The organism is Vibrio splendidus (assembly GCF_002873455.1).
GTDB lineage: Bacteria > Pseudomonadota > Gammaproteobacteria > Enterobacterales > Vibrionaceae > Vibrio > Vibrio splendidus_J.
In genome coordinates this window covers 23,395-36,199 of sequence record NZ_MCUN01000053.1, presented here as the reverse complement: position 1 = coordinate 36,199, position 12,805 = coordinate 23,395, and the positions used below count along the sequence as shown (strand labels likewise).

Genomic DNA, 12,805 nt, shown 5'->3' with positions numbered 1-12,805 from the left:
AGGTTAAGGATAAACCACTTTGCTACACGCGTTACTCTTCGCGGCTAAATAGTGCTTCAATAAAGTCTTTCGACTCAAATGGACGCAGGTCATCAATACCTTCACCCACACCAATGTAGCGGATTGGAATCTGGAACTGGTCAGCAATTGAGAAAATCACGCCACCTTTCGCTGTACCATCTAGCTTAGTTAGCGTAATACCCGTTACTGGTGCCACGTCACTGAACAGCTTCGCTTGGCTGATAGCATTCTGACCGGTACCTGCATCTAGCGTTAACATGATTTCGTGCGGTGCAGAGTCATCAATCTTCTTCATTACACGAACAATCTTACGCAGCTCTTCCATCAAGTTGCTCTTGTTCTGCAAACGACCTGCAGTATCGGCAATCACAACATCAACACCACGTGCTTTCGCCGCTTCAATGGCATCGTAGATAACAGACGCGCTATCGGCACCTGTGTGCTGAGCGATCACAGGAACATTATTACGTTGACCCCAAACCTGAAGTTGTTCAACCGCTGCCGCACGGAAGGTATCACCCGCCGCCAACATCACTTTCTTGCCTTCACCTTGGAATTGTTTAGCCAGCTTACCGATGGTGGTTGTCTTACCGACGCCGTTCACACCAACCATTAAAATAACGTAAGGTGTTTTAGTCGTATCAACAACCAATGGCTGTTCCACTTGGCTCAAGATTTCTGACATCTCTTCTTTGAGCAGACCATATAGAGCTTCACCGTCTTTTAGGTCATTGCGAGATGCTTTTTCTGTCAGATTTTCAATGATCTTAACCGTGGTATTCATGCCCACGTCAGCGATCAGAAGTTGCTCTTCTAGTTCTTCAAACAGATCTTCATCGATTTGCTTCCCCTTGAACAAGCCAAAGAAGCCAGCACCGATGTTTGCTTTAGTGCGGCTAAGGCTACGCTTAAGGCGCGCAAAGAAGCTTTCTGTCGGCTTATCTTGAACTTCTTCAACCTGAGCTTGAGGAACAGCAACATCTTCCTGTTCTGCTTCTGCTTCTACTTCTACTTCTGCTTCTGCTTCTGCTTCTGCTGCGACAGACTGCTGCTCTTGCTGATTCTCTTCAAGCGCTTGCTCTGAATCAACTGGCTTAGATTCAACCGGCGTAGTTGCCTCTAGTTCAGACTCGGCTTGTTCAACCTCGACTTGTGATTCAACTTCAGTTTGCTCTTCAACGTTTTCTACGTTCGCTTCATTCTGAGTTTTTGGGCTTTGTTCTTCTTCACCAAAACCAAGCCACGATAATAATCCGCGCTTCTTTTTTTCCGTCATCAGAGGAGTTTCCTAGATTTACTAATTAGCTGTATTGACTTAATACACGTCGACTCTTTGCTATTGTTATACAATACAAGCTTGTACAAACGAATAGTAAAGAAAAATGACAAAGCAGTGATAAGTTTGCTTTTAGCTTGATACACTTTGTCATTGCAAATTTATTAAATATTCGAACCCACTTAAATTGGGCTCGGTATAGTATCACTTTATTAGCGGTCAAAAAATCTATGGTAAGACGTCGCCAGCAAAACACATCACAAAAAAAGCCATCCGGAGGCTTTGTTCGAATTATTAGTGGCTCATGGAGAGGTAGAAAGCTACCTGTTCATGATTTAGAGGGATTACGCCCAACCATTGACCGAGTCAAAGAAACACTCTTTAACTGGGTGGCTCAAGATATCCCACATTCAACTTGCTTGGATGTATTTGCCGGTTCTGGCGGTCTAGGTTTTGAAGCAGCTTCTCGCCAAGCAAAAATGGTGACACTGCTCGAAATGAATCAAAAGGCGGCCAAACAGCTTTCTGATAACGCGAAAGAGCTCAAGGCAGACAACATCAATGTCGTGAATACTGATGCTATCTCTTTCCTTAAGAAGCCTGGTACTCCTTACGATATGGTTTTCCTTGATCCACCATTTCGTAAAGGCTTACTTGCAGAAACTGTACAACTGCTTGAGAGCAATGGCTGGTTGGCAGACAACGCCATCATTTACGTCGAGACAGAAAAAGAGCTGCAGCTTGAGGCTATGCCAGAGAACTGGGAATTGCATCGCGATAAGACCACTGGCCAGTCTAGCTACCGACTTTTTAATCGAACCACTGAAGAATAGGAGTTATTGAATGAAGTTCTTACTTCCACTAGCAAAAGTAGCCATCGCCTTTGTTTGGTTTATCTTAATCGTAAATATTTTCTACCCATTCCCGGGTAATGCTGCGATTGCGCTTTACATCATGACAGCATTCTTGTTCTTCATGCACGGCCTGCAGATGCTGATTTTTATCGGTGCTTTCGGCGATAAGATCGAAATGTCACGTTGGGAGAAGTGGTCAATATTGATTTTCGGAGTCTTTGCCCTCCTCGATATCCGACGCAAACACATGATGTAATCAAGCTTAAGCTCAGATATAAAACGCTTAGCTACAGAAAACATCATGACAGAAACAGTAAAGACAAAAACGCCGCTCATTTGAGCGGCGTTTTTTTATTCATCGATAATATTAACCAATGTAGCCTTTCACACCATCTAGGAACATTTGCGTCGACAACATAACCAGCAACAAGCCCATCAAGCGTTCGATGGCTTTAAGGCCTCGCTCACCCAGCACTCGCAGGAAGAAACCATTAAACATCAGAATAAAGAAGGTAGCGCCCCAAGCCAGCATCACCGCGGCTGAAAGCTCTAACATGTTGTCAGGGTGCTGTGTCGACAGCAAAATCAGTGCAGCAATCACCGACGGGCCTGCAATCATCGGAATAGCCATCGGCACGATAAACGGCTCTTCACCCGCCGCTAGGCCAGTAATACTGCCTGCACTTGGGAAAATCATCTTAATTGCGATGATGAACAGAATAATACCGCCAGAAATACTCAACGTTTCAGGCTGCACGTGCAGGAAGTTCATAATGCTTTGGCCAGCGAACAAGAACAACAGCAGGATAATCAGTGCAAACATCAGTTCACGAACAAGAACAATACGGCGACGTTTCGGATCAATATGCTTAAGGATAGAAAGCACGATTGGTAAGTTACCAAGCGGATCCATAATAAGAAACAGCATGGTTGCTGCAGATAAAATTTCCATAAGTTTGTCTCGAAAAGCGTAAGTGCGCGGAGTATAGCAGCCTCAACATTGATTTTCGAACGCAGTAATAAAAGGATTAATTTACGTAATTAAAAGGGAATTTTGCGAGAGCAGATAGAAAGCTAGAAGAGATAATTTAAAGAGTGGAGCCGAAAAGCATCGCATCCACTCTTCTTATATAAAAGTCAAAGGGCTCAAAAAACCAATTGTTACTCGAGATTAGTGGTTACACACGCGTTCGCGATTGGTGCAAAGTTTATCATCAACAACCACGACCTTTTCCATCTTCAGGAAAAATTTCAGCAGGTCATCCAAATCCAGACCATTTAGCTTACACGTATGGAAGCGAGCTTCTGCGCCATATGTTTGATCGAGCTCTTGCGTCAACTCTTCACGAGTCAGTGGCTTTTCACTCAGTAGGTTTAAAACGTTGTGTGCATGAATTTCGGTAGTCATAACTCTATCTCATGTTTAATGAAGTAGACGTAGAGTACCTACTTTCATCTTAGCTGCCTTGATGTAGCTCAGAATTAAGATAGCTCTACCCTAAATGGTAAGGGAAGCAACAATGAGAGCGTGCGCCAGAAAGTAACTGCCAGTCACCCAAAAGTAGGCACCCTTAATTGGGCTACGATAGCAATTCAAAGCGTACGCCAATGCCGAAAGCAGCAACACGGCACAACCAGAAAAACCCACCGCATGCGACAGTTGAGGATCAAGCAACCAGACCTCACCAGAAGCCCATGCAAGCTGAATAAGCACGATACCCATGATAACCACAGGAAAGACGAGCTTGTCTAAGCGAGGCAGTAATAAGAAGAAAGCAACGATACAAGCCGCTAATAGAAGTGCAAACAACCACCAGACCATTTCTCCTGATAGTTGTAACCAAAATGCTTTGCTGTAACAGAGCTGAGCCAATAGGAAGCAAACAAAATGCAAAAGGCGTTTCTGAGTAACCGTATGAAGGACATCTGCGATCGCAGAGATCGTCAACCCAGCGACTATCCAATAGGTAAAGTCCGCAACTACAGATTGAGTTAAAGCAATGGTCGCTAATAATACAAAGGTAAATACCTTATACGACAAGGCCTGCCCGATATGTCCATGTTTCGTTCCTGCTATTGCTCCGATACCAGATAAGGAAACCGCCAACCAACTCCACATACCATTTGCCCTATTGCTTTAAATCGTCGTCAGTCTAGGCACACGAGTGTTGATGTAAAGCCTCAGCCCCTCAAAATTGGATCTTGATTACGCTTCCACTAAAAAGAGTCTCTTTAGATTGAAGTCGTAACAATTACCATGGCGATTATGGCTATTCTTTTAAAACTAGAGTGATTCATCGTAAAACTTATTTAAACTGGCATTAGAGCGCCCTGACTTGAATTTTGGTCACTTCTAACCTATAGAATCCTTATGAAAACCCCATATATCGTAAAATATCACACTTATAAAGTTAAAAATACTTCAACTAAAACCAATATTAACAATAACTTAAATAAACAAACCTAGAGTTTACTGGAAAATAAAAACACGATATCGCTCTAGACTTATAAAGTAAGTAGATTGATTTCTTAAAACCCAACTTTGTCAGTTTTTCTCAAGCTCTCTGTAAAAATCGCCACAAAAACCAAGCCGAAAAATAAAAAACAGAACCAAATCAAAGTCAGAAACCACCAACCCCCATTAATACAGTTTAACAACCTTTAACAATATAAATCACACAAAACAACCATTATAAAACAACAACTTAAATAAAATAAGAACAAACATGAATCACAACGAACAAAATAAGAACACACCATAAGACACAGTTAAATACAGCCAAACAAGCCAAAAACTCATAGTTTTCTACTACTTTTAAAGCTTTCGAAAGTAATTCTTGATCTAAAGCCATAAGTAGTGCTATTGTTTAAAACATAGCGAGAGACAACCAAATTTAGGAGTAGTGTTATGATTTCATCTTCGCAAAGACAAGGACTTGTAATGATCGCGGTAGTTGTAGGTCTAATGACACTACCGATGATGTACTAAGCAAGTTACAGATAAAAAAAGGGACGCCATGAGCGTCCTTTTTTTTTGTTCAATTTTTTCACTTCGAAAACAGATGCAGTGTTAGCACATCCCAGTTTGCATAATAGAAACCCGCGGCAGCTAAAGTCATTGCCATCATCAGTAAGATCGCAACTCGCCAGATAAAACGACCACTACGTGGAGTCAGCTCCTTCTCACAGTCGTTACACATCATGATGAACTTATGTTGGTCTTCCAACTTAGCCTCATGTTCATTGACTACCTTATTACGACACGTTGCTATATAACGCAGCTTGCTCACCATATCGTGTGGTAGTCTTTCTTCACAGCTTGTTACAAGCTCATGCAATCCTTCGCCTTCGGCATGATATTGAAGCCTCAATAACTTCTCTATATTGCGAGTTCTTGTCACCACTTTTTCAATATCGGTCATCTTAGCCCTCCCACTCCACACTATAATTCTAGTCGAGCATTTCCTTATTCTTATACAAAATCACTGTTATTTACGAGAGAAAGAGACAATAAATAACAATGCTTTATCCCAAACCAGTCATTAAATGTGATGTCTGCCGAAAAATAATCAGCTTGGCTTACAACAGTTCACGAATAACGGCTTTAAACACATATCCCTATTGCTCGAAAGACTAGAATAACCATCACGACTACATGGAGGTTATATGCCTAATTCACTCTTTTTTGCCATTTTTGCACTCGCCGGTCTAGCGGCTTGGGTATTTATTGGTTTCTATCGAAAGCACTCGCAAGGTGAAAATGCGCCAGAAAAGAAAGTGAACGTCACGGTATTAGACAAACAATCCATCGACCTTCCTGACGCAGAACCAGGCCAAGAAGATCAAGAATACTGGATTTACGTTCAACGCGGTGTCGTTGGTCCAAAACGAGAATTCCAAGTTGGTATCCACTACTTCCACGCCCTGAATCCTGGCGACAAAGGAACCTTAACCTACCAAGGCGAAAAGTTCTTACACTTTGCATTGAAACGCTAAACGTTCGCCTCCTCTTAACAAACCACCAGTAAAAGCCTTAGCTCCAATCGCTAAGGCAGTAACCAACGTGTTTTCTCTGATTTAGAGACCAACCAGCTCATCCATAACGCGCCAGCTCCACTGATCACGATCCATAATGGAATAACCCAAGCAGGGTGTCCTTGATACCAACCGAACTCTTTCATTGGCCATAAAAAAATCGGGTGCAGCAGATAAATACCTAAGCTGTGTTTACTGATAAAACCAACCACTTGATTGCTCTTCTCAGACAACCCTTCACCATAATAACGGCACAGCATGAACACCATGCTCGCCGCTAATACGGTATTCAACGTCTTGTAAGATAACCAACGTCCTACTGTGTACTTTTCTGCTACCAAACTTGCATCAACCACCATATAAACAGTGGTTAGTAACGCTAGCCCACCAAGTAACACACTCACGCCAACTGTCAGCTTGTTAAGTGGAACAATCTTATACAGCAGGTAACCCAACGGTAAGTACCCGGTGTACAACCACAATTCATGGCTCCAAGGCCCATCGATTTTCAACAAGAACAATAACGTTGTGAACAACCATACAGCTGTAAATGCATAGACAGATTTATCACCGTACTTTCTCACCATGATCTGTAAGAAAGGAATCACAAAGTAGAGTGGGATGAAGTAATAGAAGAAACCAAGATGGTAGTAGGTATAATGATGGTAGCTATTGAGCAACACGTCCCAACTGACGTCGGCATCAAAGCCCATTGCCGACCAACCCGACAGATAGGTATAGAAAAGCGACCAGACAATGAAAGGTATCAGTACCTTGCCCAGACGACGCTTGAGGTAGTATTTAGCGTCAAACGGGCGCTGATCACTGAGCATCAGTGCGCCAGTAATCAAGATGAACACCGGCACCGCCCAACGACTGAAACCGTTCACCGTAATGGCAGTAAGCCACTCACCGAAAGGAATGGTGCCTAATTCATTCCGATAAGGCGCCAAAACATGAATCGCGATAACTGCTATGGCCGCGACACATCGTGCTAAATCAAAAAAGAGAATTCGCTGCTTCATGTAAATGCCTGATTAATATTCAATCATTCTACTATAGCAATAAAAAAGCTGACCGGAATAAATACCAAGTCAGCTTAGTGTTAAAGGAGAGGCTTATCGCTAATTTAGCTCGTGCGGCTAAAGCTTATGCGACTTTCACTCTTACAAATGAGGCTCATGCGGTTGAAGCTCATGCTGCTGAGATTTGCGGCACTTTAGGTAAACGCAGAGAGATCACCGTCGTTATCGCTAAGAACGCAAAAGATACCCACAGACACGCAGACAAACCGGCCATTTGGAATACCAACCCTGACAAAATAGTGCCAATCAAACGGCCCATTGCGTTTGCCATATAATAGAAACCGACATCAAGAGAAACGCCATCGCCTTTCGCATAACTCACAATCAAATATGAGTGAAGTGATGAGTTCACCGCAAAGATGGCACCAAACACCATCAAGCCACCGATGATAACTAACTCGGGTTGCCAGCCAATTTGCACCGCATAGGCAATACCGGCAGTCACAATAGCCAATGCACCCGCCCATAATAGCGCCGCATGCCCATCTGGCACCTTGCCTTGAGCTTTACCAGTAATCTTAGGTGCGATGCCCTGTACAAAGCCATAAGCGATGGTCCAAACCGCTAAGAAGCCACCTACCCATGAGTGGTCCCAACCAAACACACTGCCGAGGTAAATCGGCAAAGCAATCACAAACCACACGTCACGGGCACCGAATAGGAACATACGAGCTGCAGACAAGATATTGATGGATTCAGATTTAGAGAAAATCTGCTTAAACTTGGGCTTGGTTTTCGCTTTACCCATGTCCGCTTCTAAGCTCACCAAGCTGCCAATGAACACCAATGTCAGCACAGCAGCCATCGCAAGCACTGCATATTGGAAACCAATGGTTGAAAGCAACAAACCACCAATAAAGAACCCTGCGCCTTTAAGCGCATTCTTAGATCCGGTCAGAATCGCAATCCACTTATAAAGTGCACTCTGCTGTTCATCAGGTACCAGTGTCTTAATCGAGCTCTTGGCACTCATCTTATTGAGGTCTTTAGCGATACCAGACAAAGCCTGCGCCGTCATTACCCAAGGAATGGTCAACATGGCTGATGGCACCGCGAGCATACCCAAAGCAACGACTTGCATCCCTAACCCGATGTTCATGGTCTTATTGAGGCCAAGACGCGCCCCTAACCAGCCACCGATTAGGTTGGTCACCACACCAAAGAATTCATAGAACAAGAACAGTGAGGCAATTTCTAGAGAACTGTAGCCAAGGTCGTAAAAATACAAAACCACCAGCATGCGAAGTGCACCATCAGTAATAGTGAAGTTCCAGTAGTTGAAAGTCACCAACATGTATTGGCGAACGCTCTTACTTAGATTTGAAAACATAATGCTATCTCTGCAATCTAAACAAAAAGAGCTTTTGGATCATGATAAGTTCAACACTCCAAATACCAAAAGCCCCTTGTATAACAGCAATGGTTTATTAGCTGTTCGCTACGCCACTAATGTATTCAACTTGAATCGGCTTAGTAAATGCCCCTGGGCGAAGCGCCTGCACTTCTTGAACAATCTTACCCATGTCCCAGTTCTTTTCTAGCAATAGGTGTGCAGCTAGTAAGCCAGTGCGACCAGAACCGCCCATACAATGCATCGCAACCTTGCCGCCATTATCAACCACTTGATGCAACGCAGGGCTAGCCGCCTGCCATTTCGCAGCAAAATCGGCACCCGGAGCACAATCGTCTTCGATTTCGATTTGGAACCACTGCATGCCTAGTGCTTGCGCATTCTCGCCTAGCTCAGATACGTTCTTGCTCGCCAGTTCTTCACTGTCTAGAGCCGTCACAATCGCTTCTACGCCTTGCGCTTTTAGTTGAGCTAGAGATGCATCTAGGTCAGCCTCTTTGGTGCCTGGGCACGGAGTAAGCACTAACGCACCAGTTTCTAAATCTAGTTGCCATGTTGGATGTGTCATAATTATCAATCTCTTAAAAATCTTGTCTATGCAAACCGATACTCAAAATAATTGGAGTTACAGTGAGGCAACGTTTTCCCTACAAAGAAATGAAGTTCAGCCCTATGAGCATAGGTTTTCTATGTGATTAGGGCGGCCGGCGTTCCGGTGAACTTACGCAGTTAACAACGCTGTAGCTTCAAGTATGAAGAGTATGGATTATGCTAAACCAACTGTACGTACTAGCTCTGCCGTACGTGTTGCGTAACCCATCTCGTTGTCGTACCAAGCGTAGATCTTAATCATGCGCTTACCTACCAACATAGTTGATAGTGCATCCACGATTGTTGAGCGTTGGTCGCCTTTATAATCGATAGAAACTAGTGGACGCTCTTCAAAGCCAAGAATGCCTTTCAGTTCATTCTCAGAGGCTTCTTTCAGCATCGCGTTAACTTCTTCGGCTGTGGTGTCTTGCTTCACTTCAAAGATGATGTCAGTTAAAGAAGCATTCGCTAGTGGTACACGAACCGCGTGGCCGTTGATACGGTTTTCAAGCTCTGGGAAGATCTCAACAATCGCTTTAGCACTGCCTGTCGTTGTCGGGATAAGACTCATACCACATGCACGAGCACGACGTAGGTCTTTGTGCGGAGCATCTAATATAGTTTGTGTATTGGTTAGATCGTGAATAGTGGTAAAGGTTGCGTTCTCGATACCGAGTTTCTCGTTGATCACCTTAACTACTGGTGCGAGACAGTTGGTTGTACAAGATGCTGCGGTTACGATTTTGTGTACCGCTGGATCAAAGATGTTGTCGTTCACTCCGACAACGATGTTTGCAATGCCTTCTTCTTTCACTGGCGCAGAGACCACAACGCGCTTCACGCCTTGCTCTAGGTATTTGTTTAGGAAAGATGTTTTACGGTGAACACCTGTCGCTTCAATAACTACATCACAGCCAGACCAATCGATCGCATCGATGTCGCGCTCTTGTGTGGTTTTAATGCGTTGACCGTTAATGATCATCTCATCGCCTTCAACCAAGACTTCGTGGTTCCAACGCCCTTGCACTGAATCGAATTCAAGAAGGTGAGCCAGTGTTGCTGCGTCGCCTGCTACATCGTTAATTTGAACGAATTCTAGCTCAGCCCAATCGAATGCTGCGCGAAGTGCTAGGCGGCCGATACGACCAAAACCATTAATACCTACTTTGACTGTCATATTCTTTTCTCTCAACTAGTGATGAAACTTAAATTAAAATTTAAACGCAACATTGAGGGCGTGAAGTCATCGCTTCTAGGCGCTCAATATCTTGCTGGTATTCAGTTTTCAAACAGTTCGATGCGATAAGGTCATCAATTAACTTGAGCATCCAACCGGGTAAATCTTGTGATAAGCGGTAAAACACCCACTGCCCTTGGCGAACATCCATCAAAATGCCATTTGAACGTAACTGCGCTAAGTGACGGGAAATCTTTGGCTGACTTTCTTGTAAAGCCTGAGTCAACTCACCAACAGAGAGACACTCATTGCGCACAATCAACATTAAGCAACGCACTCGCGTTTCATCCGAAAGTAATTTAAAAAATCGGTGAGGAAGCATAAATACATACTCATATATGGATATGCATATATGTTAAATGTAAAAAAACGCACGTCAAGGCGTGCGTTTTAATTGTCATAAAAGTTTAACGAAGATAAATCAGAACTGGTTGGTTACGTTATGACTCCAGCGTCGAGCTTCGGTGAGCTCAGTTTTAACCTGTTCCACACTCAATCCTAAATGAGCACAGTGCTCATCCATCTGCTGCCAATCAGCATGTTCAAAGCTTTCTTCAAGGGCCAGCAAGGTTCCATATGGCCCTTCTCTACGTAGTAAAGCCACCTTGATACTTTTACACAAAGGCAGTTGCTCAACTAAGTTCTCTAACGACAAATCAAGCAGCGCATCAAGCAACGAGAACAAACCAATCATAAAGGCTTGCTCGGCATGCCCTTCAAATGCCTGATAACGAGACATACGTTGGCAGAACTGAGCTCGCTGAAGCGATAATCCATATAGCTCTTTTGGTTTCTTATCAGAGACATAAGACGCCACCGCTAACGAGACAAACATTTTCAGCTTCTCTTGCCCCAGATAAACCAAAGCCTGACGAAATGAAGAGATAGTGACCTCAAGGCGAGGGGACATGGTATTCACAAAACGCAGTAACTTATACGACAAGGCGACATCTTTCGCGACGATGCTTTCAACACGTTGGAAGTTAACTTCGGGCTTACACACTTCTTGGAACAACTCCATAGCAATCACTTGCTCAGGGCTGATGTACTTAGTCTTTATGATTTCAGGTTTGCTGAAGAAATACCCTTGGAAGAACTTAAAACCCGCCTCTTTCGCTTGCTTAAACTCTTGCTCAGTTTCGACTCGTTCAGCCAGAAAGCTAAACTTCTTCCCTTGGTGAGCCCTGACAAGTTCGCACGCCTCATCCAAGCCCATTTGCATGATATCGAGCTTAACAATATGAGTGTATTTAAGGAATCGTTCCCATTCAGGCGTCGAGGTAAAGTCATCTAGGGCAATCATGTACCCCGCTTGATAGAGCTCTTTGACCGCTTCTAACAACTCATCAGTCGGTTGGCAGGTTTCAAGAATCTCGACCACAACCTTGTCTTTCGGCAAACCTAAAGGAAGCCGACGAATCAAGCTTTGATGAGGAAAATTAATAAAACAACGCGAAGATGGGATCGAAGGGTTGTGTCCAACCGACAAGAAGTTTTCAACAATAAGACGATACGTTGCTCTATTTGACTCAATATGTGCTGGGTAGGCATTCCTTTCTCCGTCGCGAAACAACAACTCATAACCGAGCGTGTTTTTGTTACGATTTAAGATAGGTTGTCGAGCAACGTACGTAGCGGTCATTTATCTATAACTCTATTAATTTATCTATAGCTGTATTGCTTTACTAAGCTTTAGCGGCAGCAAGCAAAGCACCGCAACCCATGAACATACCACCAAATATTTTATTTATCTTACCCATTATACGATCAGAACGAATAAAACGTCCCATTTGTGACGCTAATGAGGTGTAACCCAACATAACAACACTATCAATGAATACTGTTGTAACTCCTAGCACTAATAACTGCGGTGCTTGCGGTTGTGTCGGATCGATAAATTGAGGAAACAGAGCCACCAAAAACACGATAGATTTTGGGTTGGTTAGATTGATAAGCACGGCATTTCTAAGCAGCTTACCACTCGATAGCGTTAAGCTTTCTGCTGAAGCCACCAAGCTAGAATTATCACGCCACTTTTGAATACCCAACCAAAGAAGGTAAACCACGCCCACCCATTTGATGATGGTAAACGCCAATGCAGATTGAGCGACTAATGCGCCAATACCCGCGCCCACCAGCATAATATGAAATGCAAGACCCAGCTGTAAGCCAGCGATCGACGCAAGTGACTTCTTGGTACCATAACTTAGCCCATTGCTGATTGAATTAACGGTACCTGAACCCGGAGCCAAACTAAACAATATCGCAGTGACGACATAAGCAAGCCAAACATGAGTATCCATTTGCATTTCCTTACTAGTTCTTTAATCTAACAACATTAGTAGCAATAAAGCT

General features: G+C 43.6%; 15 protein-coding genes. 3 read left to right on the top strand and 12 right to left on the bottom strand.

Annotation, left to right across the window (positions count from 1 at the left end; genetic code table 11):
• Positions 1–31: 31 nt before the first annotated feature.
• Positions 32–1,297 carry a signal recognition particle-docking protein FtsY gene (ftsY, locus tag BCU75_RS22050; RefSeq protein WP_102475104.1) on the bottom strand — a complete coding sequence of 422 codons (1,266 nt, stop codon included), beginning with the start codon at positions 1,295–1,297 and terminating at the stop codon, positions 32–34.
• 230 nt (positions 1,298–1,527) lie between these two features.
• Between ftsY and rsmD the strand changes: the two genes are divergently transcribed.
• Both rsmD and BCU75_RS22040 read left to right on the top strand, forming a co-directional pair.
• Positions 1,528–2,130 (top strand): 16S rRNA (guanine(966)-N(2))-methyltransferase RsmD, encoded by a 603-nt coding sequence (gene rsmD / locus BCU75_RS22045; RefSeq protein ID WP_004736589.1) that lies wholly within the window; start codon positions 1,528–1,530, stop codon positions 2,128–2,130.
• A gap of 10 nt (positions 2,131–2,140) precedes the next feature.
• A complete protein-coding gene (locus BCU75_RS22040; RefSeq protein WP_004736590.1) occupies positions 2,141–2,407 on the top strand; it encodes a DUF1145 domain-containing protein in 267 nt (88 codons plus the stop codon).
• A gap of 111 nt (positions 2,408–2,518) precedes the next feature.
• Here the strand turns inward: BCU75_RS22040 and BCU75_RS22035 are convergent, their stop codons facing one another.
• From BCU75_RS22035 to BCU75_RS22015, 4 genes are all read right to left on the bottom strand, one after another.
• Entirely contained in the window at positions 2,519–3,103 is a 585-nt protein-coding gene (locus tag BCU75_RS22035) for a YhgN family NAAT transporter (protein WP_076678541.1), read from the bottom strand.
• 219 nt (positions 3,104–3,322) lie between these two features.
• A complete protein-coding gene (locus BCU75_RS22030; RefSeq protein ID WP_102475103.1) occupies positions 3,323–3,559 on the bottom strand; it encodes a YecH family metal-binding protein in 237 nt (78 codons plus the stop codon).
• 90 nt (positions 3,560–3,649) lie between these two features.
• Positions 3,650–4,270 carry a lysoplasmalogenase gene (locus BCU75_RS22025; RefSeq protein WP_102475102.1) on the bottom strand — a complete coding sequence of 207 codons (621 nt, stop codon included), beginning with the start codon at positions 4,268–4,270 and terminating at the stop codon, positions 3,650–3,652.
• 928 nt (positions 4,271–5,198) lie between these two features.
• Positions 5,199–5,573: a hypothetical protein gene (locus tag BCU75_RS22015; RefSeq protein WP_004736595.1), complete on the bottom strand. Its 375-nt coding sequence runs from the start codon at positions 5,571–5,573 to the stop codon at positions 5,199–5,201.
• Positions 5,574–5,817: 244 nt separating this feature from the next.
• Here BCU75_RS22015 and BCU75_RS22010 point away from each other — a divergent pair, with 244 nt between their 5' ends.
• On the top strand, positions 5,818–6,147 hold the full coding sequence (locus BCU75_RS22010; protein ID WP_102475101.1) for a DUF2500 domain-containing protein: 330 nt from the start codon (positions 5,818–5,820) through the stop codon (positions 6,145–6,147).
• A gap of 50 nt (positions 6,148–6,197) precedes the next feature.
• Here BCU75_RS22010 and BCU75_RS22005 read toward each other — a convergent pair whose 3' ends face one another.
• The 7 genes from BCU75_RS22005 to rhtB all read right to left on the bottom strand — a co-directional run bounded on the left by BCU75_RS22005 (position 6,198) and on the right by rhtB (position 12,753).
• Complete coding sequence (locus BCU75_RS22005) at positions 6,198–7,211, bottom strand: acyltransferase (RefSeq protein ID WP_102475100.1); 1,014 nt, start codon at positions 7,209–7,211, stop codon at positions 6,198–6,200.
• 169 nt (positions 7,212–7,380) lie between these two features.
• On the bottom strand, positions 7,381–8,601 hold the full coding sequence (arsJ, locus tag BCU75_RS22000) for an organoarsenical effux MFS transporter ArsJ (protein WP_102475099.1): 1,221 nt from the start codon (positions 8,599–8,601) through the stop codon (positions 7,381–7,383).
• A 97-nt stretch (positions 8,602–8,698) separates the two neighbouring features.
• Positions 8,699–9,190, bottom strand: coding sequence for a cyclin-dependent kinase inhibitor 3 family protein (locus BCU75_RS21995; RefSeq protein ID WP_102475098.1), 492 nt, complete (start codon positions 9,188–9,190; stop codon positions 8,699–8,701).
• 198 nt (positions 9,191–9,388) lie between these two features.
• On the bottom strand, positions 9,389–10,390 hold the full coding sequence (locus tag BCU75_RS21990; RefSeq protein ID WP_102475097.1) for an ArsJ-associated glyceraldehyde-3-phosphate dehydrogenase: 1,002 nt from the start codon (positions 10,388–10,390) through the stop codon (positions 9,389–9,391).
• A gap of 40 nt (positions 10,391–10,430) precedes the next feature.
• Positions 10,431–10,772, bottom strand: a complete 342-nt coding sequence (locus BCU75_RS21985; RefSeq protein WP_102475096.1) for a metalloregulator ArsR/SmtB family transcription factor — start codon at positions 10,770–10,772, stop codon at positions 10,431–10,433.
• A gap of 99 nt (positions 10,773–10,871) precedes the next feature.
• Positions 10,872–12,092, bottom strand: a complete 1,221-nt coding sequence (locus BCU75_RS21980) for an EAL and HDOD domain-containing protein (protein WP_102475095.1) — start codon at positions 12,090–12,092, stop codon at positions 10,872–10,874.
• A 43-nt stretch (positions 12,093–12,135) separates the two neighbouring features.
• Positions 12,136–12,753, bottom strand: coding sequence for a homoserine/homoserine lactone efflux protein (gene rhtB, locus BCU75_RS21975; RefSeq protein WP_102475094.1), 618 nt, complete (start codon positions 12,751–12,753; stop codon positions 12,136–12,138).
• Positions 12,754–12,805 lie beyond the last annotated feature (52 nt).

Bases quoted from the DNA above. Each gene is read 5' to 3' on its own strand.
- BCU75_RS22015 (WP_004736595.1), bottom strand. From the start codon at position 5,573: ATGACCGATATTGAAAAAGTGGTGACAAGAACTCGCAATATAGAGAAG.
- ftsY (WP_102475104.1), bottom strand. From the start codon at position 1,297: ATGACGGAAAAAAAGAAGCGCGGATTATTATCGTGGCTTGGTTTTGGT.
- BCU75_RS22040 (WP_004736590.1), top strand. From the start codon at position 2,141: ATGAAGTTCTTACTTCCACTAGCAAAAGTAGCCATCGCCTTTGTTTGG.
- arsJ (WP_102475099.1), bottom strand. From the start codon at position 8,601: ATGTTTTCAAATCTAAGTAAGAGCGTTCGCCAATACATGTTGGTGACT.
- BCU75_RS21995 (WP_102475098.1), bottom strand. From the start codon at position 9,190: ATGACACATCCAACATGGCAACTAGATTTAGAAACTGGTGCGTTAGTG.
- BCU75_RS22030 (WP_102475103.1), bottom strand. From the start codon at position 3,559: ATGACTACCGAAATTCATGCACACAACGTTTTAAACCTACTGAGTGAA.
- BCU75_RS21980 (WP_102475095.1), bottom strand. From the start codon at position 12,092: ATGACCGCTACGTACGTTGCTCGACAACCTATCTTAAATCGTAACAAA.
- rhtB (WP_102475094.1), bottom strand. From the start codon at position 12,753: ATGGATACTCATGTTTGGCTTGCTTATGTCGTCACTGCGATATTGTTT.
- rsmD (WP_004736589.1), top strand. From the start codon at position 1,528: ATGGTAAGACGTCGCCAGCAAAACACATCACAAAAAAAGCCATCCGGA.
- BCU75_RS22005 (WP_102475100.1), bottom strand. From the start codon at position 7,211: ATGAAGCAGCGAATTCTCTTTTTTGATTTAGCACGATGTGTCGCGGCC.
- BCU75_RS22035 (WP_076678541.1), bottom strand. From the start codon at position 3,103: ATGGAAATTTTATCTGCAGCAACCATGCTGTTTCTTATTATGGATCCG.
- BCU75_RS22010 (WP_102475101.1), top strand. From the start codon at position 5,818: ATGCCTAATTCACTCTTTTTTGCCATTTTTGCACTCGCCGGTCTAGCG.
- BCU75_RS21985 (WP_102475096.1), bottom strand. From the start codon at position 10,772: ATGCTTCCTCACCGATTTTTTAAATTACTTTCGGATGAAACGCGAGTG.
- BCU75_RS21990 (WP_102475097.1), bottom strand. From the start codon at position 10,390: ATGACAGTCAAAGTAGGTATTAATGGTTTTGGTCGTATCGGCCGCCTA.
- BCU75_RS22025 (WP_102475102.1), bottom strand. From the start codon at position 4,270: ATGTGGAGTTGGTTGGCGGTTTCCTTATCTGGTATCGGAGCAATAGCA.